The following is a 26,054-nucleotide window of genomic DNA, read 5'->3' as shown; positions in this document are numbered from 1 at the left end:
CCACGGCCTGAATAGGCTTACCGAGGTCCAAATGCGACATTTCTAAAAAGCTACCACATCCAAACCGCTGATCATCGGCATTATGTCAACTCAAATCGCAACACAGCGAACCTGCATTCACCGCGCCTAGAAATTGCGCGCCACGCCGACCATGAACATGTCCTGATCCTTGTCGTTGCCGGTTGCGACACGATTGAAGCGCAAGCTCGCAGCCCAGTCATTCGTGACCTGATACGTCACCTGCGCGCTGAGCAAGGCATTGAGTCTCGTCTTGCTCGAGGCTTCGTCCCGGTCACGCGAGAGATACGGACCTACGCCGGCCGAAAGCGTCCATTTGCTCCTGATCGGCGCGACGTACCAGAGTTGCGCCGCCACACCTCTTCGACCTGCGACGCCATTATTGCCCTCGTAGACGAAGCTCGCCGAATAGGCCCACGCGTTGCCGAGCGGCCGCTTGACTTCGACCATATACCCTTTCTCGATCGGCACTTGAGGACGGTTCGTCTGCGACGTGCCGGCCCAAACGCTAACCTGCGTCTTGCCGTCCGAAAGCGCGGGGCCGGGATCGCCGCCGAAATCCGAGCCGATGCCGAAGAGCACCGCGTCGGAATTGAATCCGCCAATCATCTGGACGTGGTTGTACTGGACCTTGAGGAAGAAGCGGTTGGGAACGACGTAATACCGCACCGCTGCCGACGCACGCACGCCCCATCGCTTTTCGTTGCGCACCTCGTTGTCGACATGCGTCGTATCCATGCTGAAATACGGTCCCGCCGAGAATTCGAGCGCCACGCGACTGCCGAGCGGCCAACGAAACGAACCCAGGGCGGCGAAGCCGTCACGGTGGTGATCCAGGGGATGTCCCTCGTTCACATACGCGAGGTAGACCGAGAGGTAGTCATTCAGGACGTCGCCGAAGCCGACTTCGTAGGCGCGCCAATGCATGTCGCCACCCTCGGTCGCGCGTCCGTCGCCATACACGGCATAGACGTTGAGCTTTCTTTCAGATTGCTTGACATCGGTCGGCAAGCTCGACGGACTGTCCGCGGCGTGCACGTGGCCTGGGCCGGCCAGAATCGCCAGACCGGCGATCCAGCTTGTGAGCACGAAGCGCGAATAGATGCGACGGCACTGTCCCATTTGGACACCCCTCACCCTGGTAACCGCGATTTCCTGGACAAGCTGGTAACGATTATAGGCTGCCTCAGGTAACCGGTCGCCCGGGTTTACGCAACAGCCTGCGTGGCACCGATCCGAAAGACCGAGACGGTCGCCTCCAACTGCCCCGCCTGCTCCCTCAGCGACAGCGCGGCCGCTGACGCCTGCTGAACCAGCGCCGCGTTCTGCTGCGTCACCTGATCCATTTGCGTCACCGCCTGATTCACCTGTTCGATGCCTCTGGACTGCTCGTCGGACGCGGCGGCAATCTCGCCCATCAGCACGTGCACGCGTTGCACCGACGTCAGGATCTCCGACATCGTCCCGGTCGCGCGATCGACCTGTCGCGCACCGGTCTCGACGCGTCTCAGCGAATCCGTGATGAGTTCCTTGATCTCCCGGGACGCCGTGGCGCTGCGTTGCGCGAGCGATCGCACTTCGCCTGCGACGACCGCGAATCCGCGTCCCTGCTCGCCCGCTCGCGCAGCTTCAACGGCCGCATTCAACGACAGGATGTTGGTCTGGAATGCGATACCTTCGATGACGGAGATGATTTCGGCGATCTTGCCCGACGCTTCCGACAAACCGCGCATCGTGCTGACGACTTCCTGCGCCGCCTGATTGCCCTCTTCGGTCAGCAACGCCGCGTCGTGCACCACCTGATTCGCCTGCTTCGCGTTCTCGGCATTCTGGCGCACCGTCGAAGTCAGTTGCTCCATCGAGGCGGCCGTTTCCTCCAGCGACGCGGCCTGCTCTTCTGTCCGTTGCGACAGGTCCATGTTGCCGGCCGTGATCTCGTGCGCGGCCGTCTCGATGGAGTGCGAACCTTCCCGCACCACGCGAATCGTTTGCAGCAGCTTGCCTTGCATGGCCCGCAGGCCGGTCATCAGTTGCCCCATCTCGTCGGTCGAATCGACGTCGATCCGCGTCGTCAGGTCGCCGCCGGCAATCGCGCTGAAATGGTCGAGTGCGTGCGCAAGCGGCGCACCGATCGCGCGCTGAAGCGACCACCACGTGAGTACGGCTGCGCCGAGCGCGACCAGGATGCCGGCGATCGCGATGCCGACGAACCAGTGGAAACGAGCCTGCGCGGCATCGAACGTCACCCGCGAGGCCGTGATCTGGATTCGGCCGAGCGCGTCCATCGCGTCGGAGACGTCGATGAACAGCGACGGCGGTATGTGCCGCCAGACGTCGGGGATTTTCGCGGGATCGTGCGCGGCAATGGCGCCGAACATCGGTTCGAGGCCGTTCTCGACGAGCGCGTTGAACTTCGTGTTCGCGTCGGCCGCGCGGCGCGCTTCTTCGGGGCCGGAGAGCCGCAACGCGCGATACGCGTCCCACGCCTTTTTCGACGCGGCGAGCAGTTCACGGGATGTCGCGGTTTCCTGCGGCACGTCGGGGCTGTCCGGATCGAGCGCGATGCGATACAGCCATAGACGGGTTCTCGACAGCGCGACATTCGCCTGCCCAAGCGCCTCCGACGATGCGAGCCGGTCGGAATACAGCGTCTTCACATCGTCGTTGCTTATCGCCACGCCAATCACGCCGATGATGCCGCCGATGACGAGCAGCACGCCGAGAAAACCCATCGCCAGCGCCAGCCGGACGCGAATGCTGAAATTCCTGATCATGATGAGGGAAGCGTTGAGCACGAAACCGTTGCATGCGACGCATGCGTGTCCAGCCGATCGAAGGCGGCACGTGCGAGACCGATGCCTCGATAACGACCGGAGCGGCGCGTGAATTAGTGCGGAACCGACAAGGAACGTTTCCGGAAACGGCGAGTTATGGGCGGAATTTCGGCGTGTTAGGTGAATCGCCGTCATCGGCCGCGAGCAACGCGTTCAACACCCGCGCGTCCGACAACCGCTCCAGCGACAGGCATGCGTCGCTCAACGCATCGGCCTGCGCCGGGGCGAGCGCGATGCCCGCCAGTGCCCGAAACTTCGCCAGCAGCGCCGCATCGGACAGCGGATTGCGCGGATCGCCGAGCGCGATCGGCACGTGACGCGATTCCCGCCGCCCGTCCGTGCGATGCAGGATCACGGTCGGCTCGTCGAGATCGCCGAGCGCCGGATCGACCTCGATCGCGATGCGCGCGAGCAGCGCCGTGACGCGCGAGTCCGTGCGCCTGTCGTCGCGATAGGCACCGATCCCCGTGTCGCCGAACGCAAGCGCGGCCGCAACCGCGTACGGCAGGCTCATCTGCGACGACGACAGTGTCGACAGGTCGCGGCCGCCGCACATCCGGGCCACGAATGCGCTCGTCCGCACGACCACCCGCTCGATTTCGCCGGCCTCGAACGTGCGACCTTCGGCAAGCTGCAGCGCCGCGTCGACCGCCGCGTGCGCGCTGCGGCACGACGCGTGCGGCTTGATCGAGCAGCGCATCAGTTTCCAGTGCACGCCGAGGCCGTCGGTCAATGCGTCGGGCGCATGCGATTGCGCTGCGAACGTGTTGAAGAAGCCGCCCCAGACGTCGTCGAACACACTGGCCGGGCCGCTCACGCCTTCGCGTGCCAGCAGCGCCGCGAGCACGCCCCCTTCCGCCGCGCGGCCGGCATGCAGCCGCTTCGTCTGCGATCCGTCATGGATGAAGCCCCACAAGCCACCGGAGAAACTCGCCGCATGACCGAGCGCGTCGCGCGTGCGCGCGGCGTCGAGCCCGAGCACGCGTGCGCTTGCCGCCGCCGCGCCGAACACGCCGCAACTGAGCGTCGAGTGCCAGCCGGCCCCGTTGTGCGCCGCGTAGCCGCCGGCCGCTTCGAGCACGCGCCGGCCGACGTCGTAGCCGAGCACGATCGCGGCCACGCATTCCCGGCCGGTCACCGGGCGTTGCGCACACGACAGCGCGGCGAGCACGGCCGGCATCACGACCGCGCCCGAATGATCGCAGCCGCCGGAATCGTCGAGTTCGAGCGCGTGCGCGGCGATTCCGTTCACGAACGCCGCATCGCGCGCGCCCGCGGCCCGTCGTGTACCCCACAGCGTTGTGCCGCCACGCTCGACCGTGCCGGTCAGCGCCCGCGCACTGCGCGTCTCGGCCGCGAACGTACCCGCCAGCGCCGCGCCGAACGTGTCGAGCACATGACGCTTGGCCTTCGCGACGACGTCGTCCGGCAACGCATCGGCGGCCGTCTGCGCGACTAACGCCGCGAGCCGCGTGGCGCGGGTTTGCGTCCCCGTCTTCATCGCGCCGATTCGTCCGTTAGACAACGCGCGAACACGTCGACCGGATGGCCCGGCGGGTTGACGGGCATCCGGGCACGCCACCAGCGCGCGATGTCGCGCCCGGTCGCGAACCATACGTCGCCCGCGTCGCGCAGATGAGCGAGCAACGCGCGCAGCAAGTCGATGCGCCCCGCAGTGCCGATGATCTCGGGATGCAGGCGCAGCACGCAGCACAGCCCGAAGCGGCGAAACGCGTCGACGTCTCGCCGCCAGTTGTCGAGTACGTCACGGTACGCCGCGATGCGCGGCTGGCCGGCCGGCACCGGCGGCGACAGGTTGAACTCGAAGTACGGCTCGTCCTCGAGCTCGTAGTGCAGCGGCAGCTCGACGAGCCGCGCGCCGTCCGCGCGGTCGTCGCCGCGCGGATGCACGTACGGCAGATCGTCTCCGCGCCACGACGACGACCACGTGAAGCCTGCCGCGACGAGCCAGTCTGCGAAGCCCTCGGCCCAGTTGCCGGTGAACGAGCGAAAACCTTCCACGTCGCGGCCGATCGTGTCCGCAAGCGCCGCGCGCCCGGTGCGGCACGCGTCGATCTGCGCGGCGAGCGGCAGCGCGTCGAAGTCTTCGCAGCGATAGCCGCTCACGCCGAGTTCATGGCCGGCAGCGGCGATTTCGCGTACGGCGTCCGCATGCGTTTCGGCGACGATGCCCGGGACGAACCAGCTTGCGGGCACACCGGACGCATCGAACGCATCGAGCAGCCGGTCGACGCCGCGCATCGCGCCGTAACGCCACACAGACAGCGATTTCTCGCGGCCGACGATGCGCGGCTCGCGTGTCTGGATACCGTGTATGTCGTTGAAGTCGACCGTGATCGCGACCGCGCAGCGCGCGCCGTCCGGCCAGGCTGGAAGTGTCGTCACGGGCTGCTCCGTTGCGTCGGTTGCGTGTTGTGCGCGTGCTGCGCGAGCCACCAGTCGGCCACTTCGCGACAGCGCGCGAACCAGACGCCGTCCCGCGCGCACATGTGTTCGAACCACGCTTCGAGCAGTGCGAGGCGACCGGGTTTGCCGCAGACTTTCGGATGCAGCAGCGTCGTCAGGCACATCCCTTCGCGGTATATGCCGTCGAATTCGCGCGTCCAGTTGTCGAGCGTCGCATCGTAGCCGGCGATCCGGTCGAGCCCGGCCGGATAGTCGGGATTGCGGTGATACGCGAGCGACGCGTAATCGTCGGTCTCCCAGCGGCCGGGAATCTCGACAAGTGACGGCTCGCCGTCGGCGCCGGGCAGCAGATAGGGACGATCGTCGCCGCGCATCGAACTCGAATAGCGCACGCCGGCTTCGCGCAGCACGCTCACGGTCGCCGCGCTCCAGTCGCCGGACGGCGTGCGGAAGCCGACCGGCCGCACACCGAGCGTGCGGTAGAGCACTTCGGCCGACTGCGCCATGATCTCGCGCTGCCGTTCGGGTTCGAGCGTCCAGAACGCTTCGTGCCGGTAGCCGTGATAACCGATCTCGTGTCCGCGCTCGACGATCGCCGCGCATTGCGCGGGCCAGGTCCGCGCAACCCACGCGGGCACGAAGAACGTCGCGGGCAGGTCGAACGACGCGAGCACGTCGAGCAGCCGGCCGAGCGCGCGCCATGGCCCGTAGCTGCCGAGCGTGAAATACGCGGGGTTGCGCCAGATCGACCCGTTCAGCATCGCGTCGCCGGTCGGGCCGTCGAGATCGAACGCGAGCGCGACGCACGCGCGCTTCGCGTCCGGCCAGCGGGGAGCCAGGGCCATCATCGCGCGCTCAGTGCGTGCCGTTGACCATCGCCTTCGCCACCGCGTGCTCCTGCAACCCCCATTTCGCGAGCAGCTTGTGATACGACCCGTCCGCGATCATCTGGTTGAGCGCCGTCGTCAGCGCGCTGCTCAGCGCGGTGTTGCTCTTCGCGACGCCGATGCCCGTGTATTGCGACAGGAACGGCTTGCCGACCGGCGCGTAGGCGTTCTGCTCGAGGCTGTTCTGGTACGGCAGCGTCTCGCCGCCCTGCACGGCCGCGTCGATGCGGTTCTGGCGCAGCTGCATGCGCGCATCCGACGAGCCGTCGGTGCCGACCACCACGATCGCCGGCTTGCCGGCCTTCACGCAGTTCTCCGCGCTCCACGCGGTCGTGTTGTCCGGGAACGACGTGCGCCGGCTCGACCCGACGCGCTTGCCGCACAGCGCGCCCATCTGCGCGAACTCGCCCGCGCGCGTCTTCAGCACGTAGAACTGCGGCCCCGTCTCGATGTAGTCGACGAACGTCACGGCGTCGCGGCGCGTCGGCAGGTCGGTCATGCCGGACAGGATCATGTCGACGCGCTGCGTCGCGACCGCGCTCATCATCTGGTCGAAGCTCGTCTCGACCCAGTTCAGCTTCACGCCCATCTTCGCGGCGAGCGCCTCGCCGAGGTCGACGTCGAAGCCCGCGAGCTTGTCGGTCGCCGGGTCCTTGTATTCGAACGGCGGATAGTTCGGCACGATCGCGACGTTCAGCGTGCGCTTGACGTTCGCGGCCTGCGCGAGCGCGAAGGAGGCGTGAAGTGCAAGCGCGCCGAATGCGACAGCGGCCAGCGTGCGGGTCAGGACGGATGCTTTCATGGGGGTGTCGCCTTGTCGTGGTGGTGTAAGGGGTACCGCGGTGCTGCGTTGGACGTCTCGTCGGAGGCGCGATCCGCTCAGGCAATCACGGCCGAGATGAAGTCGCGGGTGCGCGCATGCGTCGGTGCGGAGAGCACCTGGTCGGGCGGCCCGCTTTCGACGATCCGGCCGCCGTCCATGAACACGACGCGATCGGCGACCTCGCGCGCGAAGCCGAGCTCGTGCGTGACGACGATCATCGTCATTCCGCTCTTCGCGAGATCGCGCATCACGGCCAGCACTTCGCCGACGAGCTCCGGGTCCAGCGCCGACGTCGGTTCGTCGAACAGGATCAGTTGCGGATGCATCGCGAGCGCCCGCGCGATCGCGACGCGCTGCTGCTGACCGCCCGACAGCTCGACCGGAAACGCGTCGCACTTGTGCGCAAGGCCGACGCGCGCGAGCAGCGCGCGGGCCTCCTCTTCCGCTTGCGCACGGCGGCGCTTGAGCACCTGCACGGGCCCCTCGATCACGTTTTCGAGCGCGGTCTTGTGCGGGAACAGGTTGAAGCGCTGGAACACCATGCTCGTCGCGAGCCGCTGGCGCGCGACCTGACGCTCCGACAGCTCGTGGAGCCGGTTGCCCGTGCGCCGGTAACCGGCCAGCTCGCCGTTGACCCACAGCGCACCCGCGCTGATCGTCTCGAGCTGGTTGATGCAGCGCAGGAACGTGCTCTTGCCCGAGCCGGATGGCCCGATGATGCACAGCACTTCGCCCTGCGCGACGTCGAGCGTGATGCCGTGCAGCGCCTGGAAATCGCCGTACGCCTTGCGCACGTCGACCGCGCGAACGACTGCGTTCGTCATGACGTTCTCCTTACGATTGTGAGTCGCGCCGCTCATTTGCGGCCCGCCGCGCGGCCCGCGCCGCGTGCGAAGCGCCGTTCGACGCGAGCCTGCGCGAACGACAGCACGGTGACGACCGCGAGATACCAGATGCCCGCGACGATCAGCAGCTCGATCACGCGCGCATTCGCGTAATAGATGTTCTGCGCGTTGTGCAGCATCTCCGCGTATTGCACGACGCTCGCGAGCGACGTCAGCTTGACCATGCCGATCAGCTCGTTGCCGATCGGCGGCACGATCACGCGCATCGCCTGCGGCAGGATGATCCGGCGCAGTGCCTGCAGGCGCGCCATGCCGATCGATTTCGCGGCCTCGTACTGGCCGGTGTCGACCGACAGCAGCCCCGCTCGCACGACTTCCGACGTATACGCGCCCTGGTTGATGCCGAGCCCGAGCACCGCCGCGAGGAACGGCGTCATCACGTCGACGGTCCGGAACTCGGCGATTCCGGGAATGCCGAGCGTCGGAAACACCAGCGCGAGGTTGAACCACAACAGCAGCTGGAGAATCACCGGCGTGCCGCGGAACAGCCAGATGTAGCCCTGCGCGATCGCGCCGAGCACCGGGTTCGACGACAGCCGCATCACCGCGGTGACGACCCCGAGCACGATGCCGAGCGTCATCGCGAGGACGGTCATCACGATCGTGTTGCCGAGGCCGGTGAGAATCGACCGCGCGGTCAGGAACTGGCCGACGACGCGCCATTCGATCTGCCCGCGCGCGAACGCGAGCGCCACGTAGGCGAGCGCAGCGATGATCGCGATCGACGCGACATAGCGGCCCCAGTAACGCCGGCGCACGCGCACGAGTGCGGCGGTGTCGTCCGCGGCGACGGCCGCGGCCGGTGCGCCGTCGAGACGGTGCGAATCGGATGCGCTCAGCATGACGGCCCCCGGTAGTCGGCCGCCCACGCGGCCTGGCGTTCGATCGCGATGCTCAGGCGGCCGATCTGCTCGCGCACCCGCGTGGGCGACGTGCCGCCGGCGCCGCCGCGCGCGGCGACGGCCGCGTCGAGCGTCAGATGCGCGCGCACCGCCGGCGCGAGGCGCGGGTCGACGGCCTGCAACTGCTCCGCGCTGGCATCCGCGAGCTCGATGCCGTCGCGTTCGCACGCGCGCACGAGCGCGCCGGTGATCTCGTGCGCCTCGCTGAACGGCACGCCCGACAGCGCCAGCCAGTCGGCGACCTCGGTCGCGAGCGTAAAGCCGAGCGGCGCCTGGCGGCGCATCTCGTCGACGTTCACGCGCATCGTGCGGATCATTCCCGCCATCGCCGGCAGCACGAGTTCGAGCGTGTCGATCGAATCGAACGCGGCGATCTTGTCTTCCGCGAGATCGCGGTTGTACGCGAGCGGCAGCGACTTGAGCGTAGCGAGCAGGCCCGTCAGGTTGCCGATCAGGCGCCCCGCCTTGCCGCGCGTGAGTTCCGCGATGTCCGGGTTCTTCTTCTGCGGCATGATCGAGCTGCCCGTCGCGTAGCCGTCGTCGAGTTCCACCCAGCGGAATTGCCGCGACGTCCACAGGATCACTTCTTCCGACAGGCGAGACAGATCCACCGCCAGCATGCTCGTGACGAACGCGAATTCGGCGACGTGATCGCGCGCGGCCACCGCGTCGATCGAGTTCTCGCACGGCGCGTCGTAACCGAGCTCCCGCGCGGAAAGATCGGGCCGCACGCAGATCGCCGAGCCGGCCAGCGCGGCCGCGCCGAGCGGCGAGCGTGCGGTGCGGCGGTCCCAGTCGACCAGGCGGTCGGCGTCGCGATACAGCGACTGCGCATGCGCGAGCAACTGATGGCCGAACACGATCGGCTGCGCGGGCTGCAAGTGGGTGAAGCCGGCGGTGACCGTGTCGATGTGCCGGCTGGCCTGGCTGATCAGCGCATCCTGCAGGTCGAGCACGCCGCGCACGAGCTGGCGCGCCTTGTCGCGCAGATACAGGCGCAGGTCGTTCGCCGCCTGGTCGTTGCGCGAGCGCCCCGCGCGCAGCTTGCCGCCGAGCGCCGGCAGCCGCTGCGTGAGCACGCGTTCGAGGAACGTGTGCACATCCTCGTCGGCGAGCGACGGCGCGATCGCGCCGGCCGCGTAGTCGCGTGCGATGCCGTCCATCGCGGCCAGCAGCTGCGCGAGCTCGTCGTCGTTCACGATGCCGGCGCGGTTCAACTCGCGTGCATGCGCGCGGGAGCCTGCCAGGTCGTACGGGACGAGTCGGTAGAAACTCGGATCGGAGCGCGACAGGTTCTGCAGCGCGTCGGACGGTTCGGACTGGAAGCGACCGCCCCACAGGCGCTCGATCGGTTCGGTAAGGCTCATTGCGGTCGACCTTGTCTCGGTTGGAGTGCCCCCACTGTAGGCATTCAATTTTTTTTGTTGTAGCGAGAAATTGAATCCGCTTAAATGAAATTTTTCTCAGCACCGTCGCTGCCGACACCCCCGCCGATGCGCAACCGCCTCCCCCCGTTGAACCCGCTTCGCGCGTTCGAGGCCGCCGCCCGGCGCGGCAGCGTGTCGGCCGCCGCCGACGAACTGCACGTGACCGCGAGCGCGGTGAGCCACCAGATCCGGATTCTCGAAAGCACGCTCGGCGTCGCGCTATTCGTCAGATCAAAGGCGCGCGTGAAGCTGACGCCCGAGGGCGAAGCGCTGCTGGAACCGATCGGCACCGCGTTCGACATCATCGCGAACGCCACCGTCAGGCTCGATTCGCCGGCCGCCGTCGGCGATCTCGTCGTGTCGACGCCGTTGTCGCTGACGTCGCGCTGGCTCGCCCGGCATATCGGCGATTTTCTCGAGCGCTATCCGGGCATCCATCTGAAGGTGATTCCGTCGAACGACGAGCGCGAAATCCATTCGCCGGATGTCGATGTCTGCATCCGCTACGGGGAAGGCAACTGGCGCAACCGGCACGTCGAGCTGCTCGAGCATCCGGCGCTGTTTCCGGTCGTGAGCCCCGCGCTGATGAACGGGCGCGATGCGATCCGCAAGGTGCAGGATCTCGCGGGGCGCACGCTGTTCTGCGAGCACGCGGGCTCGTGGATGCGCTGGCTGGCCGAAGCGAAGGCCGACCGGCTGCCGGGCATCCGCATCCTCGAGATCGGCAACGCGCACATCGGTGTCGAAGCCGCGGTGCACGGCCAGGGCGTCGCGCTCGGCGACAGCCTGTCGGTGCGCGACGACCTGATCGACGGCACGCTCGTGCGGCCGTTCAGCGAAACGGTGCCGTCACGTCACGCGTACTATCTCGTCACGCGTCACGAGCTGACCGAAACGCCGCTCGTGACCGCGTTCACGTCGTGGCTGCGCGCGCGCCTCGCGTGACGCGCACCGGACATCAGGCAACGAGACTCGCGAAGTCGTCCCACACCATGACGATGTTCCGCGATCGCCAGATCGGCCCCGCATCGACGTACTCGCCCGCGAACCGGCCGTTCAACGCCTCGTAAAACGCGATCGCGGCCGCGTTTCCCTTGACCACGCTCAACGCGGCGCCCGGATACCGCAACGCTTGCAGATGCGCCGCGAGTTGCGCAAGCAGCATGCGGCCGATGCCGCGACGCTTGAAGTCGGGATCGACATACAGGAACTTGATTTCGCCACGGCCGCCGAAAATCGGTTCCGACGGCGCGCCGGCCGCTCCGATGCCGACGATCGTGCCATCGGTTTGCGCCACGAGCACCAGCTGATCGCGTGCGTTCGTCGCCAGCTTCTCCCGCCATTTTCCGCCGCGATACTGCTCGTCGAGGACGGCATGCGCGTGCGCCGGCGCGAGATCGCGATAGGTATGCCGCCAGACCTTGACGTGAAAATCGGCGATCGCCTGCGCATCGTCGAGGTTGGCGGGCCTGATGGATATTCCGGACATGGAGGACTCTCTCGGGCGGCTCGGCGCGCGCGGGCGCGGCGCACACGCCGGATTGTCGGCGATCCGTGCGACGATGTCAGCACCGCGCAGGCATGGCCGATCAGCGCGCCACGGCTTCCGTGTTCCGGACGCTGCCCAGAAACCGCGTCAACTGCACCGTCTGCGGCCGCTCGAAGATGTCTTCGGCCGTCCCGCTCTCCCACACCCTGCCCTGGTGCATGAAGACGATCCTGTCGCTCACCGCACGCGCGAAGTTCATCTCGTGCGTGACCATGATCAGCGTCATGTCCTCGCGCGCGAGCTGCTCGACGACGCCCAGCACCTCGCCGACAAGCTCGGGATCGAGCGCGGACGTGATTTCGTCGCACAGCAGCACGCTCGGCTTCATCGCGAGCGCACGCGCGATCGCGACGCGCTGCTGCTGGCCACCCGACAACTGCTCCGGGAACGCGTCGAACTTGTCGCCGAGGCCGACGCGTTCGAGCATCAGCTCCGCGATCGCGCGCGCCTGCTGGCGATGCGTGTTCTTCACGACCGACTGCGCGAGCATCACGTTTTGCCCGGCGCTCAGATGCGGAAACAGGTTGTACTGCTGAAACACCATCCCGACCTTGAGCCGCAGCGCACGCAGGTCCGCGTGCCGGGCATCGACGCGTTCGCCGTCGATCGAGATCGTGCCCGCGTCGATGCTCTCGAGCCCGTTGAGCGTGCGCAGCAGCGTGCTCTTGCCCGAACCGCTGCGGCCGATGATCGATACGACCTGCCCGCGCTCGACGGAAAAATCGATGCCCTTGAGCACATGATGGGTGCCGAAGTTCTTTTCGAGACCACGGGTTTCAACGAGCGGCATGCCATCTCCTTTGCAACGTGCGCGCATAACGGGTAAGCGGATAACAAAGCGCGAAATAGATCAGCGCGACGAGGCCGTACACGACGAACGGGCGGAACGTCGCGTTCGAGATCGCGATGCCGACCTTCGTCAGCTCGGTGAAGCCGATGATCGATACCAATGCCGTGTCCTTCACGGCCTGCACGCCGAAGCCGACCGTCGGCGCGATCGCGATGCGGGCGGCCTGCGGGAGGATCACGTGACGCAACTGCTCGACGTAGCTCATGGCCAGGCTCGACGACGCCTCCCACTGCCCTTTCGGCACGGCCTCGACGCACCCGCGCCAGATTTCCGCGAGATACGCGCTGGTGAAGAACGTGAGCCCTGCCGTGGCCGCGACCCAGGGCGGCACGTCGAGCCCGACGAGCGGCAAGCCGAAGAACACGATGAATAGTTGCATCAGCAACGGCGTGCCCTGAAACACTTCGATGTACAGCTTCGCGATGCCGCGCAGCACTGTCGAACTCGACACGCGCATCACGAGCAGCCCGAGGCCGACGAGGCCGCCGGACACGAACGACACGATCGACAGCACGATCGTCCAGCGCGCGGCCAGCAGCAGGTTCGCGAGAATCTGCCCGAAGGTGAAATCGGTCATCGCGCACCTCGCACGCGGCGGGAGAACAGGCGGCGCCCCATCGTGCCGAGCGCGCCACGCAGCAGCAGCGCCATCGCCAGATACGCGAGCGTGATGACGAAATACGTCTCGAATGCGCGGAAGTTGCGCGACTGGATGTAGCCCGCCGCGTAGGTCAGATCGGCCACCGAGATCTGTGACACGACCGCCGAACCGAGCATCGTGATCACGATCTGGCTCGAGAGCGCGGGAAACACCTTGGCGAGCGCCTGCGGCAGCACGACGTGGCGCAGCATCTGCGCGCGCGACATCGCGAGCGCGGATGCTGCCTCCAGATGCCCGTTCGGGACGGCGGCGACGCCCGCGCGCACGATCTCGACCGAATACGCGCCGAGATTGAGCGTCATCGCGAGAATCGCGGCCGTGTATTCGTCGATGTGCACGCCGAGCGCGGGCAATCCGAAGAAGATGAAGAACAGCTGGACGACGAACGGCGTATTGCGGATCGCCTCGACGTACGCGCCGATCAGCGGGCGCAGCCGCACGGCCACGGGCGCGTCGGCGCTGTACGCGGCCGCGCCGAGCACGCCGATCGCCACGCCGAGCACGGTCGCGACCGCGGTCAGCGCAAGCGTGATCGCCGCGCCGCTCGCGAACACGCCGGCGTATTCGGCGAGCTCGCCGAATTGAAGCTGATAGCTCATGACGATTGAATGAATTCGGGTTCGGACAACGACACCCGCCGCGCCGGCGGAGCCGGCCGCGGCGATGTATCAGACGACACGGCGATCCGTCACAGGCCGGCCGGCAACGGCTGGCCGAGCCACTTCTTCGACATCGCGCCCAGCGTGCCGTCCTGCTTCGCATGCGCGATCGCATCGTCGATCTTCGCGAGCAGGCGCGGTTCGTTCTTGTTGACGCCGACGAAGCACGGCGAATTCTTGATCACGAACTTGACCTCGGGCCGACGCGGCGGATTCTTCGCGAGAATCGCCGCCGCGACGATGTTGCCGGCGGCGATCAGCTGCACTTGCCCCGACAGGAACGCCTGGATCGTCGCGTTGTTGTCCTCGAAGCGCTTGATCGTCGCATTCGGTGCGAGCTGCGACAGCGCGATCTCCTCGAGCGCGCCGCGCGTGGCGCCGACCGTCTTGCCGGTCAGATCGGCGGGCGCGCCCACCTTCACGTCCGCCGGGCCGAACACACCCTGGAAATACGGCGCATACGCGGTCGAGAAGTCGATGACCTTCTCGCGTTCCGGCGTCTTGCCGAGCGACGAGATCACCATGTCGACCTTGTTGGTCGTCAGATACGGAATCCGGTTCGCGCTGTTCACGGGCACCAGTTTCAGCTTCACGCCGAGCGACTTGGCGAGCAGCTCGGCCATGTCGATGTCGTAACCCTGCGGCTGCATGTCCGTGCCGACCGAGCCGAACGGCGGATAGTCTTCAGGCACCGCGACGCGCAGCGCGCCGCTTTTCGCGATGGTGTCGAGCGCATCGGCATACGCCGGCGCGGCAGCGAACAGCGCCATCACGGGGGCTGCGATCAACGCAGCCAGCCAGGTGCGTCGGGGGAACGGTCGAGTCGTCGGGCTCACGGTGAATCTTCCTTGTCTGGTATGTCGTCGGGCAGCGCGCAACCGTTGCGCGGCCGGACACCTCCAGCAAAAACCGGGCCATCGCCGTGAAATGCTTGCCGCACCGGCACGATACGGAAATTCCGGTGAACCGGATTCCTCATTTCGGTGCACGAATCGGCGCACGCGGCGGCGCCTGCCCCCGCAGTGCGCGCCGGCGCACCAAATTACCTGACTGGTACATCCGGGGGATTCGGACGCCGGCGTGTTCGCTTTGCAGCGTCGTCACCGAGGCCCATATGCGCGGATTCGAACAGGTTCAGTCGAAATTTGCATTCTGTTTGTGACCGGAATTACGGCTGAATACGTTCGCGAGGTACCGTGCCCTTCGCCACGATCGGCGAACCGCAATCAGGACGGGTGCGCTTGATTTCGCGCCCGGGTCCTTCGGTATCGGTGGCTCCCGATCGTCTCGCGATCGGGATGATTCCAATCACATCCGCGCGCGAGGATACAGTCATGGCATCGATTCCCGAACCGTCGACAACCGGCGAAACCGACAAACGCAGCTGGCTCGAATCGCACGAAGCCGGCTATCACAAGACCCTCGGCAATCGACAGGTGCAGATGATCGCGATCGGCGGGGCAATCGGCACGGGGCTGTTTCTCGGGGCCGGCGCCCGGCTGCAGGCCGCCGGGCCGTCGCTCGCGATCGTCTATCTGGTGTGCGGCGCGTTCTCGTTCCTGATCCTGCGCGCGCTCGGCGAACTCGTGATGCATCGTCCCAGCAGCGGCAGCTTCGTGTCGTACGCACGCGAATTCCTGGGCGAGAAGGCATCGTTTGTCGCAGGCTGGATGTACTTCCTGAACTGGGCGATGACCGGCATCGTCGACATCACCGCCGTCGCGCTCTACATGCATTACTGGGCGCCGTTCGCGGGTGTGCCGCAGTGGATTTTCGCGCTCGTCGCGCTCTGCATCGTCGCGACGATGAACCTGATCGGCGTGAAGTGGTTCGCCGAGATGGAGTTCTGGTTCGCGCTGATCAAGGTCGCCGCGATCGTGTTGTTTCTCGCGATCGGTTCGCTGATCCTCGGCACGGGCGTGCCGGTCGCCGGCCATGACACGGGCATGCATCTGATCACCGACAACGGCGGGTTCTTTCCGCACGGACTGATGCCCGCGCTGGTGCTGGTGCAGGGCGTGGTGTTCGCGTTCGCGGGCGTCGAACTGGTCGGCACGGCCGCCGGCGAGTGCAAGGACGCGCGCAAGGTGCTGCCGCGCGCGATCAACAACGTAATCTGGCGAATCGCGATCTTCTACGTCGCGTCGGTCGTTCTGCTGGTTTGCCTGCTGCCGTGGAGCGCGTACAAGGCGGGCCAGAGCCCGTTCGTCACGTTCTTCGGCGCGCTCGGCGTGCCGGGCATCGGTTCGGTGATGAACCTGGTGGTGCTGACGGCGGCGCTGTCGAGCCTCAACTCGGGCCTCTATTCGACCGGGCGCGTGTTGCGTTCGCTGTCGATGGGCGGCTCGGCCCCCGCCTTCCTGTCGCGGATGAGCGCGCAATCCGTGCCGTACGCGGGCATTCTCGTGACGGTCGCGATCTACGTGGTCGGCGTGCTGCTCAACTATCTCGTGCCGTCGAGCGTGTTCGAGATCGTGCTGAACATCGCGTCGCTCGGCATCATCAGCACGTGGGGCTTCATCGTCGTGTGCCAGATGAAGTTTCGTGCCGCGGTGAGGCGCGGCGAGGTGGAAGACGTGTCGTTCAGGATGCCGGGCGCGCCCGTCACATCATGGCTCACGCTGCTGTTCCTGCTCGGTGTGCTGGTCCTGATGGCATTCGACTACCCGAACGGGACGTGGACGATCGCGTCGATCCCGCTGGTCGCACTGCTGCTCGTGGCCGGCTGGAAGTGGCTGAGCAGCCGCGCGCGTCGCGCGTTGCTCAAGCCGACGATTCCGTCGGTCACGCTCACGCAGAACGTGCTCGAGCAGGGGAACGACTGAAACCGCGCGCAACCCGAGGGCGGTACCCGGCTTGACGAAAGCCGCCGCCCCCGAGGATCAGGCGATCTGGCGGCGGCGTATCAGGCTGGCCCGCTATGCACGCTCCGTCGCGCGATCGGTGTCTGTTGCCGGCCGATTCGCGGCGCTCATCGCCTGTTCAAGCAGGGCCTTCGCGGCGTGCCATGCGCGCCCGGCGGATGCGGAATCGTTGAACGCCCGCGCGTCGACCGTCGCGCCATCCAGCAGCATCATGTAGACGCCGGCCAGCCGTTGTGCCGTTTCGGGCAACACGAGCGGCGCGAGCAATTCGGCGATCCATTCGACCATTTTGCGGCGGTAGCGGATCGCGACGTCGGAGATCGGTGCGTACGCGGTTCCGAATTCGGCCAACGCGCGCTCGAACAGGCAGCCGGCAAACTCCGGCGTATTGAACCAGGCTTCGTACCAGTCGAAGATCGTCTTGACTCGCTCGACCGGATCGCGAACGTCCCGCAGTTGCGCTTCGATGCTGCCGATGATCAGGTCGTAGCGCTGAACCAGCACTTCGCGAATGAGTTCGTCCTTGCTCGGAAAATGCCGGTAGAGCGTCATTCGCGCAACGCCGGAATCGTCGATGATCCAGTCGACGCCGACCGGATGAAAACCGTGCCGGGAGAACAGTTCGGTAGCTTTGTCTACCACCACCTGGCGTTTGTTGGCTCTCACGACCGTGCCCTCCTCCTCGAGGTTTCATTCCATGTAGACGGATTATTCTAGCATCGCCGAATCAGCTGCCTCTGTGCGCTCGGCCCGACGTGTGAAGGGCCGGCTCCCCCACCGTTGGGCCGAAATCCGGACGTGTAAGTCGCCTTGACTATTAGATAGACCGATATGTATCATTTGATCCGAGAAAATAAGGATCGATATTTTCCGCTGCCGAAAGCCGAAACATGGGCCGAGCCTTTTCCGCCGGATAGCGCGGTATCGGCACGGCGGCGGAATCGAGCAAAGGCCGTGGGCGGCGACATCTGCCTGCCCTGCCTTTGTCGGCGTCAGACGTTGCAGTGATGTGGCAAACCGAAAAGAGAACCTGAGAGAGCCTTGGCGGTGCGCTGGTGTGGGTGAAGATGTGTTCACCGGGCCGCGCGCAAGCCGGGTGCGCGCTCGCGGGGGTGAGATCGCGCGAAGCAGTGCGGCGCAAATAAAACGTGGGGAAAGTAAAAATGGTTCGCCGTTTACTGGCACCGGGGCTGCTGCTGTTGGCCGCGTGCGCGCATGATCCGTCCGTCACCGGCAACACGGTACGGATCTGCGACGACACCGGGTGTTTTGATCGCCCTAAAGATCAGGTCTCCTATCAAAAAAGGGACGATTCCGACGATCGCGAAGATCCGCGCATCGTTTCGCTGAAGCAGGCCGCGAAGACCCAGCCGAAGGCCGCCTACGACCTCGGCCTGCGCTATTTCCGCGGCGATGGCGTGCGGCAGGACAGCTACCAGGCTCTCAAGTGGATGCGCGATGCCGCCGAGCGCGGCGACCTGAACGCGCAGAAGGCGCTCGGCAGTTTCTACCTGTTCGGCCTCGAGGAGATGGGCTCCGATCCGCGCGAAGCGGACAAGTGGCTGTCGATCGCCGCGGGCCGCGGCGACAAGGAATCGAAAAAGCTGCTCGAGCTCGCCCGCAAGGCGAAGAAGGAAGACGAAGAAGACTGGAAATGGCGCACGCAATGGCGTGACGTCTATTACGGCTACTGGTACTCGGGCTATCCGTACTACGGCGTCTGGCATCAGACGTACTGGTACTACTGACCGGACCGAAAGCAACGGGGGCGGCTGCGGGGAGACCACCATCGCGCGCCACGCCGGGGGGCTTATCGAAGTTCGCACGAACACATAAGCCGAACAACGACTCTATCGAGCGACAACGACATGAAGACCATCCTTTCCCAACGTCTCACTCAAGGTGCGCTGGTTGCAGCGCTTTGCGCGTCCGTCGCCGGCTGCGGCGGCATGGTGACGCCCGGCGGCCAGAACGCCGGCGTCACGGGCGCTGCCGCGGGCGGCGCGAGCGCCGGCGCGGATTCGCAACTGCAGCGCTGCGCATCGCCGCTCGGCACGATCGCCGTCGACGACGGCCGCAACGCCGACTGGTGGGGCCCGTTCGGCAGCGCGACCAAGGTGACGAGCATCGACCCGCTGTTGCGCCTGGCAGTCCAGCAGTCGAACTGCTTCGTGATCACGTCGATCGGCAACCAGAAGAGCGACGCGCGCCTGTCGCGCATCACGCAGCTGCAACGCAGCTCGGGCGAATACCGTGCGGGTTCGAAGCAGCAGAAGGGTCAGCGTGTCGCGGCCGATTACTACATGGAACCGCAGATCGTGATCAACGATTCGCCGATCGCCGGCATCGGCAGCATGATCGGCGGGCTGATCGGCAACAGCGCGGTGGCGGCGGTGGCAGGCCACCTGCAGACGAAGGCGTCGGTCGTGACGCTGACGCTGTTCGACGTGCGCTCGGCCGTGCAGATCGCGGCATCGGAAGGCAGCTCGACGGCGACCAACTACGGCGCGGCGCTGGGCGGCCTGGGCGGTGGCGTGGGCGGCGGTCTCGCCGGCTTCTCGACGACGCCGGAAGGCAAGGCGACGGTCGTCGCGTTCATCGACGCATGGAACAAGATGGTCGTCGCGCTGCGCAGCTACAAGGCGCAGGACGTCAAGGGCGGCCTCGGCCGCGGTGGTCAGTTGCAGGTCAACTGAGCGATGACGCGACACCGGCGCTGCGTCACTCCGGTGTTCGCATCGACCGAAGGGCGCGCGATTGCGCCCTTCCCGCAGCCGCACACATCACCGATCGGCGAAACGATAAAAACCTTCGATGGGCATGGTGTTCAACCGACCTGAGAGAACAAAGATGAAGAACAGGCAATGCGTGTGGTTTCCGATCGCCGTATTGATCGGTCTGACGTTGGCCGGTTGTGGCGGCAACGATTCTCCGGCCCCGGCCGCCCAGGGTACGTCGAGCGACACGACCGGCACGACGCCGCCGCCGGGCGCGCCGAGCGGCGGGTCCGGCACGACCACGACCTCGAACCTCGAGTGCGATCCGGTCTATCAGCAAGGCGATACCGTGAAGCTGCACATGTACACGCAGGCGACGTCGCAAAGTCCGGACGTCGACAATGGCCTGTACACGCGCACCTACGGGCCGGCAACGTTCGAAGGCGTCGCGCTTACTCAGCAAGCCGAAACATCGACCGGCTCGCCGATCCAGACGAATCATTATTATCTCGTCGGCAACGGCGCGCGCGCGAACTACGGCGGCGAGATTTACAGTTCGGGCGCCCTCGTGTTGCGGAACGTCAACTCGCCGCCGTATGTCGAGACGATCGGACTGTCGGGAAGCGAGACGGCGAACTACGTGGATACACCCGTCATTCCGTCAGGCGGCGCCCAGACGGCGGTATCGATCCAGCGCGCGTACGTCGCGCGCGAAACGGTCAGCCTGAAGAACGGCAAGGTGTTCGAAAACGCCTGTCACTATCACATCACCGAGACGTTCTCCAATCCGGCGCTGACCAGCACGACGGTCGCCGACGACTGGCTCGCGCCAGGCGTCGGTCTGGTCAAGTCGGTCGCCGATGTCGGCGGCACCCAGATCATCACGCGCGAGCTCGAGTCGGCGACCGTTGCGGGCAAGTCGTACTGAGCGCCGGAGCCCCGACGCGTGCGTGCATGCGTGCCGTCAATGATGTGTGTACAACCGAGGCGCCGCGGCGTGACTCTGGACCGCTGCTCCCGAGTCAGCCCCTGCCCCGTATGCAGGCCCATAGCCAGACGCATCGGCCTGCGGCGTCGATTCGGATGACTGAATGCGTGCCTCGGCCTGCTGGATCGATTGCGGATAATGAATGTCCTTTCGGGCCGGGTTGTAACCGGCCTGCTCGACCTGCGTGATCTGGGCGCGGACTTCCGCCCGGGTCAGCGCGCTGCCTGATTGCGCTGCCGATGCGAATGCGGGGATGATGGCCGCCGCCAGCATGATGGTACGGATAGCGAATTTCATGATCTCGACCTCCAGTGAACAGGGTCGGCATCCGAGAACATCTCTTCTGCCTTGAGGACAGCATGCTCGCTGAAGCTGAAGGCAATGTTAACTTCGCATTCTCGAACGCACCGGATGCGGAATTCGCGGACAACCCGGCCTGCGTCCGGGCGACGCCATAAGCCAGACATATCGCATCGCCATCGCGATTGACCGAGTAGATCGATGTGATGGCGTCCGGCCCCGGCGCCACGGAGAAAGACGCTTGACGAAGGTCAACCCTGTGAAGACCGCACGTGCGAAAAATTGCGTATGCACGATCGCGGGATGACACCGGGAGACATTCATGAGCGCCAGCACTTCATCTTTCCAAGCGGCATCCACTCTCCAACGGGTGCTGATCGCCATCGACGGTTCCACCGCATCCGCGCATGCACTCGCGTATGCCAAAGCTTTCCTTCCATCGAATGTTGCGGTGCATATCGTCAGCGTTGCAGACAATCCGCGAACGCTCGTCCCGCGCGGATCGAGATCCGCGGCATTTCTCGAATCGGCACGCGACGAGTTGCTGCGAGACGCATCCGACGCGCTGTCGCGCGCCCAAAGCGCGATTCCGCGCGACGACATCACCATCGACACGGAAGTCATCGACTTGTCCACGCATGGCGGGGATGTCGTGCATGCGCTGGCCGACAGCGCGCAAGCCTGGCAGGCCGAACTCCTGATCGTCGGCGCACGTCAGCATCATGGCCTGCTCGGATGGATCGAAGGAACGGTTTCCGGCCAGCTCGGCAAGCTGGTCGGTTGCCCGCTGCTCATCGTTCCGGAAGGCTTCGCGTCGGTCGCCGAGCACCTGCCGCGGCGAATGCTGTTCGCGGTCGACGGCAGCCCGATTGCGCTCCACGCATTGCAAACGGGGTTGAAATTCTCGCGGCCCGACACCGAATTTCGGGCGATACACGTGCTCGATCGCCCCACATCGCTGGGTGATTTCGTCCCCGTCGACACACTGGAACAGGCGTTGACCAGCGAAGGCAATCACGTATTGCAAAAGGCCATGGCCCTGCTCGACGGCATCCCCGCCGGACGCTCGCAGTCGCAACTGATTCAAACGGACCGCACTGGCGAAGACGTGCCTCACGTGATCGTGCGAGACGCCATCGAATGGAACGCGGACATGATCGTCATGGGCACCCATGGGCGGCGCGGTGTCACGGGCTGGCTCGTCGGCAGCGTGGCCGGACGCGTTGCGCGCATCGCGAAAACGCCGGTTCTTCTGGTCAGTGCGCCGCATGCGTGATGCGCGTCGTCGTCACGCATCCGCCCCGACGGCGTGGAACAGTTCCTCTTCCTGAGCGCAATGCAGGCGTACGATGGCCTCCAGCCCGTACAGCAAACGCTGTATCGCCTGCGCCTGCATGGCGTTCGTTCCGTCGCGCGGCAGGTCCGCGACCATCTGCCTGAGCGACCGGACCATCTTGAAGATCTCCCGGTGCGCGCCGCTCATCGCCGCGAGCGGGTCCTCGCCGCCGAGAAGCGGGGCGAGACGCGCATAGACGTCCCGATCGTCGGCGCGTTCGTGCGGCAGCAGCCGTTCGTCCAGCGAATCGATCATGTGACCAAGCTCGCCGGCGATGGCTGCCCCCGATAGTTGCGGCATGCGATCCGCGAGGTCCCTGATCTGGTCCAGCAACGGTGACAATGCCGTGTGCTCGCGTCTGAGTTGCTCGACGTCGACATCGGCCAGCCGGGCGTCCGTCGGCCGCGGGCGAACCAGCAACACGCGTAACGCATTGACGATGACGACGACGTCGATGACTTCCTGAATCACCGCACCGGCGATCGGCTGCAGGAATCCGGCCGCTGCAACCGCCATGGCGACGACCGACAGCGACATGCCGGCCACCACGCTCTCGAGTGCGATCCGGCGCGACCGTCGTGCGATACGTATCGCATCCACGAGCCGATCCAGCCGGTCCACCAGCAGTACCACGTCGGCCGCTTCGGATGACGCGGCCGCCCCGCGCGCGCCCATCGCGATACCGACGTCGGCCGCCGCCAGCGCGGGTGCGTCGTTCACACCGTCGCCGACCATGATCGTCACGCCCTCCTTGCGCGCGGCCTGAATTGCGACGAGCTTGTCCGTCGGCGTCTGCTCGGCGCGTACGTCGGTCACACCCAGCAACTCACCGACGGCCTGGGCGATGTCTCGCCGGTCGCCGGTGAGCATGACGAGGCGCTCGACGCCTTCTCGTTTCAACAGCCGCAATGCCCGCGGCGTTTCCAGCCGCACCTGGTCGGCCATCTGAATCGCGCCGATCATGACGCCATCGACGCCGACGAACACGGCAGCCCCGCCCTCGTTGCCGATCCGCTTCAGGAACGCGTCGCTCCAGGGGGCGACCGTCGAACAGGCGGAGACGTATTCGAACTGGCCAATCGCGACGGTCCGGTTGTCGACCCGGCCTGCCACGCCCTCACCCGCCGTTTCCATCACGAATGACGGCGGCGACAGGTCGATCCCGCGTTCCCGCGCGGCGACCGTCAGCGCATCCGAGATGACGTGCCCCGAAGCCTGGGCCAATGACGCGGCGAAACGCAGCACGTCGTCCGTACCGACGTCCGTGGCGCATTCGATCGCGACGATGCGTGCTCGCCCTCCGGTCAGCGTCCCGGTCTTGTCGAAGAACAGGATCGTCGCTTGTGCAAGACGTTCCAGCGCGCCCCCTCCCTTGACCAGGATGCCGCGTTTCGAACAACGCGACATGCCGGACACGATGGCGACCGGCACGGCGAGGATCAACGGACAAGGCGTGGCCACGACGAGCACGGCGAGCGCACGCGCGACGTCGCCGGTCAACAGCCAGGCGATGCCCGCGACGAGCAGCGAAGCGAGCACGAAGCATGCCGCGTAGCGATCCGCGAGCCGCACGGACGGACTTCGCTCGCGCTGCGCGCGCTCGACCATGCGGACGATGCCGGCAAACGTGCTGTCGCCTGCCGTCGTGCGGGCAACCATTTCGAACGGCGCGCCGGCGTTGACCACGCCGCTGCATGCGCTCTCGCCGGCGCGCCGCCGCTGGGTGGACGACTCGCCCGTCAGCATGGATTCGTCGAGTTCCGCGTCATCGGTCAACGTGCCGTCGACCGGCACGAACTCGCCGCTTCGCACGAGCAGCCTGTCGCCGGGAGCGAGCGTTTCCACGGCAACGGAACGCCATTCACCGTTCTCGAACCGGGTGGCCTGCCGAGGGGCACGGGCGAGCAGCGCGGTCATCTCGCGTTGCGCGCGGTGTTGCGCATACCGCTCCAGCGTCCGCCCGCTCGCCAGCATCAATGCGATGACGGCTGCCGTGAGCGTCTCGTCGAGCGCGATCGCCAGCGCGATGGCCAGCCACGCGAGCACATCGATGCCTGCCCGCCGTTTCGCCACGGCCTTGACGAGCGATACCGTCAACGCAAGCAGGACCGGCAGCGTGCCGAGCAACCAGACGAGCCGCGCGAGTGAAGGCAGGCCGAACGCAGCGCACACGCCCCCTCCGGCGAGCGTGACGGCCGCCAGAACCAGCAACGCGAGATCGATCGACCAGGGGATTCGCGACATGACGATTGTTCCGATTGCCGTGCAGGGAGGCGTTCGCTGCATCCGGTTCCGGTTGCAGACGGCGTGGCATCAGTCTAGGAAACGCCGCGGCTCGGCCGTTGACATGGGTCAGCGCGACGCGCCTCGCGCGACATGCCGGCACGGCGCCTTGCTTGACGTGAGTCAAGCCGCCGGCCCCTTTCCTCAGCAAAATCGAAAGGTGACACCGGACGCCCTGGAGTCGATATCGTGCTGACGCTGGCTGTACTCTTTCTGCTGATTCTTCTGCTGAATCTCATGCCGGCGTTCGCCCCACCCACCTGGATGGCGATGTCGTGGGTCGGGTTCAACCTGCCCGACGGCAATCCGTTGATCTTTGCCGTCGTGGCGGCAGGCGCCGCAACGATCGGCCGCGTCATTCTGGCGACCTTCGCAAGATCGCTCGTCCGTTCCCGCTGGATGCGGGAATCGGATCGCGAGAATATCGATGTCGCCACACGCTGGCTGCGCAAGCACCGGACGCTCACCGCCGGTGCGTTCTTCTTCTACGCATTGAGCCCGCTGCCGTCGAACTATCTGTTCATCGCGTACGGACTGTCCGGGTTGCCGCTGAGGATCATCGCGGCGGCGTTCTTCGTCGGCCGCGCGACCACTTACGCGATCTGGGCGCACCTCGGCCGCTTCGCATCGACCCGACTGGACCTGGAATCCGGGCTCGAAGGCACTTACCTCGGCGGATACTTCATCGTCACTCAACTGGTGTTGCTCGGCGTCGTGTTCATGTTGACGAAGCTCGACTGGCGCGCGCTCTTCAACGAACGTCGGTTGACGTTCCGGCGCGGCCATCATCCGCGCGGTTCCGAATGACACAGGCGTGCGCGACGTGTTGAACGGCCGTGTTGGCCGAGAGTCGCTTCCTATCGGCCACGGATCCCGGACGTGACTTCAACGACGCATTCCCGCTTACGCGGATCGACGTGCGTCATCACGTTCAGGACGCGGTGATGCTTCATCACGCGAGCACGCGCGTCCACGGCGACTGCGACGTGGAATGCGTGCGTTGCACGATCGACCAGCCGAGGCCGCTCCCGCCCGGCCGGGTGCCGGCCGGACGAAAGAAGCGTTCGCCCAGTCTGCGCAGATCGCGCCTTCCGTACGAGTGCGGAAAAATTTTCGGGCGACACAGTGCCGTCACCGACCTTCTTCCGGTGTTCCGATGACGCGCCGCCGACGCGTGTCGATTTACATCGACGGAAGCGTAAGCGGATAGACAAGGTGACTGATTACCTGTTTCACCCCCGGGACGGTCTGGGCGGCGACGCACACTGCTTTGCGCTCCTCCTCGCTGAAGATCACGCCCCAGAGATGCACCTGTCCGTTCTTGACGATGACCTGACCCCGAGATAGCGCCCAGCGTTGGCCAGACATCGCCTTCAGTATCGCCTCGCGTATCTCCACGTCGGCAGGTGGGACCGGCGACTGTTGGTTGTGCGTATCGCTGGCCAGCGCACGCACGAGATCGGCGCGGCTCACCAGGCCCGTCACCTTGTCGTCCTTGACGACCGGCACGCGCTTGATACGGTACCGCTCCAGCAGATCCGCAACTTCAGACAGCGGAGTGTCCTCGTGGACAGTGACGACGTCGACACTCATCAGGTCCTTCACCTTCTGCGCATGCTCCCTT

25 protein-coding genes and 1 pseudogene are annotated in these 26,054 nt (G+C 66.0%); 7 read left to right on the top strand and 19 right to left on the bottom strand.

Annotated elements, in window-relative coordinates; all coding sequences use genetic code 11:
- Positions 1-126 precede the first annotated feature (126 nt).
- From ACV22V_RS25365 to argH, 9 genes are all read right to left on the bottom strand, one after another.
- Complete coding sequence (locus tag ACV22V_RS25365) at positions 127-1,140, bottom strand: hypothetical protein (RefSeq protein ID WP_448015839.1); 1,014 nt, start codon at positions 1,138-1,140, stop codon at positions 127-129.
- 86 nt (positions 1,141-1,226) lie between these two features.
- The gene (locus tag ACV22V_RS25360) at positions 1,227-2,792 is read right to left on the bottom strand and encodes a methyl-accepting chemotaxis protein (RefSeq protein ID WP_448015838.1); all 1,566 of its coding nucleotides are present in this window, start codon (positions 2,790-2,792) and stop codon (positions 1,227-1,229) included.
- Positions 2,793-2,946: 154 nt separating this feature from the next.
- Positions 2,947-4,353 carry an MmgE/PrpD family protein gene (locus tag ACV22V_RS25355; RefSeq protein ID WP_448015837.1) on the bottom strand — a complete coding sequence of 469 codons (1,407 nt, stop codon included), beginning with the start codon at positions 4,351-4,353 and terminating at the stop codon, positions 2,947-2,949.
- Positions 4,350-5,258 (bottom strand): polysaccharide deacetylase family protein, encoded by a 909-nt coding sequence (locus ACV22V_RS25350; RefSeq protein ID WP_448015836.1) that lies wholly within the window; start codon positions 5,256-5,258, stop codon positions 4,350-4,352. The genes ACV22V_RS25355 and ACV22V_RS25350 overlap by 4 nt, the downstream gene beginning before the upstream one ends.
- Positions 5,255-6,127 carry a polysaccharide deacetylase family protein gene (locus tag ACV22V_RS25345; RefSeq protein WP_448015835.1) on the bottom strand — a complete coding sequence of 291 codons (873 nt, stop codon included), beginning with the start codon at positions 6,125-6,127 and terminating at the stop codon, positions 5,255-5,257. Before ACV22V_RS25345 ends, ACV22V_RS25350 begins: the two co-directional genes overlap by 4 nt.
- 7 nt (positions 6,128-6,134) lie before the next feature.
- Entirely contained in the window at positions 6,135-6,968 is an 834-nt protein-coding gene (locus tag ACV22V_RS25340) for an ABC transporter substrate-binding protein (RefSeq protein WP_059536384.1), read from the bottom strand.
- Between the two features lie 77 nt (positions 6,969-7,045).
- Positions 7,046-7,813, bottom strand: a complete 768-nt coding sequence (locus ACV22V_RS25335) for an amino acid ABC transporter ATP-binding protein (RefSeq protein WP_059536387.1) — start codon at positions 7,811-7,813, stop codon at positions 7,046-7,048.
- A gap of 32 nt (positions 7,814-7,845) precedes the next feature.
- Positions 7,846-8,736 carry an amino acid ABC transporter permease gene (locus ACV22V_RS25330; protein ID WP_059693208.1) on the bottom strand — a complete coding sequence of 297 codons (891 nt, stop codon included), beginning with the start codon at positions 8,734-8,736 and terminating at the stop codon, positions 7,846-7,848.
- A complete protein-coding gene (gene argH / locus ACV22V_RS25325) occupies positions 8,730-10,163 on the bottom strand; it encodes an argininosuccinate lyase (protein ID WP_448015834.1) in 1,434 nt (477 codons plus the stop codon). The genes ACV22V_RS25330 and argH overlap by 7 nt, the downstream gene beginning before the upstream one ends.
- Positions 10,164-10,289: 126 nt before the next feature.
- Here argH and ACV22V_RS25320 point away from each other — a divergent pair, with 126 nt between their 5' ends.
- Positions 10,290-11,168 carry a LysR substrate-binding domain-containing protein gene (locus tag ACV22V_RS25320; RefSeq protein ID WP_448015833.1) on the top strand — a complete coding sequence of 293 codons (879 nt, stop codon included), beginning with the start codon at positions 10,290-10,292 and terminating at the stop codon, positions 11,166-11,168.
- 13 nt (positions 11,169-11,181) lie between these two features.
- Here the strand turns inward: ACV22V_RS25320 and ACV22V_RS25315 are convergent, their stop codons facing one another.
- The 5 genes from ACV22V_RS25315 to ACV22V_RS25295 all read right to left on the bottom strand — a co-directional run bounded on the left by ACV22V_RS25315 (position 11,182) and on the right by ACV22V_RS25295 (position 14,778).
- Positions 11,182-11,712, bottom strand: coding sequence for an N-acetyltransferase family protein (locus ACV22V_RS25315; protein WP_448015832.1), 531 nt, complete (start codon positions 11,710-11,712; stop codon positions 11,182-11,184).
- 100 nt (positions 11,713-11,812) lie between these two features.
- Positions 11,813-12,562 carry an amino acid ABC transporter ATP-binding protein gene (locus tag ACV22V_RS25310; RefSeq protein WP_448015831.1) on the bottom strand — a complete coding sequence of 250 codons (750 nt, stop codon included), beginning with the start codon at positions 12,560-12,562 and terminating at the stop codon, positions 11,813-11,815.
- A complete protein-coding gene (locus ACV22V_RS25305) occupies positions 12,549-13,199 on the bottom strand; it encodes an amino acid ABC transporter permease (protein WP_059700904.1) in 651 nt (216 codons plus the stop codon). Before ACV22V_RS25305 ends, ACV22V_RS25310 begins: the two co-directional genes overlap by 14 nt.
- The gene (locus ACV22V_RS25300) at positions 13,196-13,882 is read right to left on the bottom strand and encodes an amino acid ABC transporter permease (RefSeq protein ID WP_223960632.1); all 687 of its coding nucleotides are present in this window, start codon (positions 13,880-13,882) and stop codon (positions 13,196-13,198) included. The genes ACV22V_RS25305 and ACV22V_RS25300 overlap by 4 nt, the downstream gene beginning before the upstream one ends.
- Before the next feature lie 89 nt (positions 13,883-13,971).
- Positions 13,972-14,778 carry a transporter substrate-binding domain-containing protein gene (locus ACV22V_RS25295; protein ID WP_448015830.1) on the bottom strand — a complete coding sequence of 269 codons (807 nt, stop codon included), beginning with the start codon at positions 14,776-14,778 and terminating at the stop codon, positions 13,972-13,974.
- Between the two features lie 498 nt (positions 14,779-15,276).
- Between ACV22V_RS25295 and ansP the strand changes: the two genes are divergently transcribed.
- Positions 15,277-16,767 carry an L-asparagine permease gene (gene ansP, locus ACV22V_RS25290; protein ID WP_059693150.1) on the top strand — a complete coding sequence of 497 codons (1,491 nt, stop codon included), beginning with the start codon at positions 15,277-15,279 and terminating at the stop codon, positions 16,765-16,767.
- Positions 16,768-16,860: 93 nt separating this feature from the next.
- Here ansP and ACV22V_RS25285 read toward each other — a convergent pair whose 3' ends face one another.
- Entirely contained in the window at positions 16,861-17,472 is a 612-nt protein-coding gene (locus tag ACV22V_RS25285; protein ID WP_448015829.1) for a TetR/AcrR family transcriptional regulator, read from the bottom strand.
- Between the two features lie 497 nt (positions 17,473-17,969).
- On the opposite strand from ACV22V_RS25285, the gene ACV22V_RS25280 reads away from it, so the two are divergent.
- The 3 genes from ACV22V_RS25280 to ACV22V_RS25270 all read left to right on the top strand — a co-directional run bounded on the left by ACV22V_RS25280 (position 17,970) and on the right by ACV22V_RS25270 (position 20,451).
- On the top strand, positions 17,970-18,554 hold the full coding sequence (locus ACV22V_RS25280; protein ID WP_059693148.1) for a tetratricopeptide repeat protein: 585 nt from the start codon (positions 17,970-17,972) through the stop codon (positions 18,552-18,554).
- Between the two features lie 120 nt (positions 18,555-18,674).
- A complete protein-coding gene (locus tag ACV22V_RS25275; protein ID WP_059693146.1) occupies positions 18,675-19,502 on the top strand; it encodes a hypothetical protein in 828 nt (275 codons plus the stop codon).
- A 154-nt stretch (positions 19,503-19,656) separates the two neighbouring features.
- Entirely contained in the window at positions 19,657-20,451 is a 795-nt protein-coding gene (locus ACV22V_RS25270; protein ID WP_448015828.1) for a hypothetical protein, read from the top strand.
- 36 nt (positions 20,452-20,487) lie between these two features.
- Here ACV22V_RS25270 and ACV22V_RS25265 read toward each other — a convergent pair whose 3' ends face one another.
- Positions 20,488-20,808: a DUF4148 domain-containing protein gene (locus tag ACV22V_RS25265; protein WP_223960623.1), complete on the bottom strand. Its 321-nt coding sequence runs from the start codon at positions 20,806-20,808 to the stop codon at positions 20,488-20,490.
- Between the two features lie 325 nt (positions 20,809-21,133).
- Between ACV22V_RS25265 and ACV22V_RS25260 the strand changes: the two genes are divergently transcribed.
- Complete coding sequence (locus ACV22V_RS25260) at positions 21,134-22,087, top strand: universal stress protein (protein ID WP_448015827.1); 954 nt, start codon at positions 21,134-21,136, stop codon at positions 22,085-22,087.
- 12 nt (positions 22,088-22,099) lie between these two features.
- On the opposite strand, the gene ACV22V_RS25255 is transcribed toward ACV22V_RS25260, so the two are convergent.
- Positions 22,100-24,391 carry a heavy metal translocating P-type ATPase gene (locus ACV22V_RS25255; protein WP_448015826.1) on the bottom strand — a complete coding sequence of 764 codons (2,292 nt, stop codon included), beginning with the start codon at positions 24,389-24,391 and terminating at the stop codon, positions 22,100-22,102.
- Positions 24,392-24,619: 228 nt separating this feature from the next.
- On the opposite strand from ACV22V_RS25255, the gene ACV22V_RS25250 reads away from it, so the two are divergent.
- The gene (locus ACV22V_RS25250) at positions 24,620-25,237 is read left to right on the top strand and encodes a VTT domain-containing protein (RefSeq protein WP_059542018.1); all 618 of its coding nucleotides are present in this window, start codon (positions 24,620-24,622) and stop codon (positions 25,235-25,237) included.
- A gap of 50 nt (positions 25,238-25,287) precedes the next feature.
- Here ACV22V_RS25250 and ACV22V_RS25245 read toward each other — a convergent pair.
- A pseudogene (locus ACV22V_RS25245) lies at positions 25,288-25,410 on the bottom strand (cation diffusion facilitator family transporter); the annotation flags it as partial.
- 202 nt (positions 25,411-25,612) lie between these two features.
- Positions 25,613-26,054: CBS domain-containing protein (locus ACV22V_RS25240; protein ID WP_448015825.1), on the bottom strand; the 442-nt coding region annotated here is incomplete at its 5' end.

It is taken from the genome of Burkholderia sp. AW33-5 (assembly GCF_053427615.1).
Note: the sequence above shows the minus strand (reverse complement) of the source record. Positions and strands in the feature narration are given on the sequence as shown.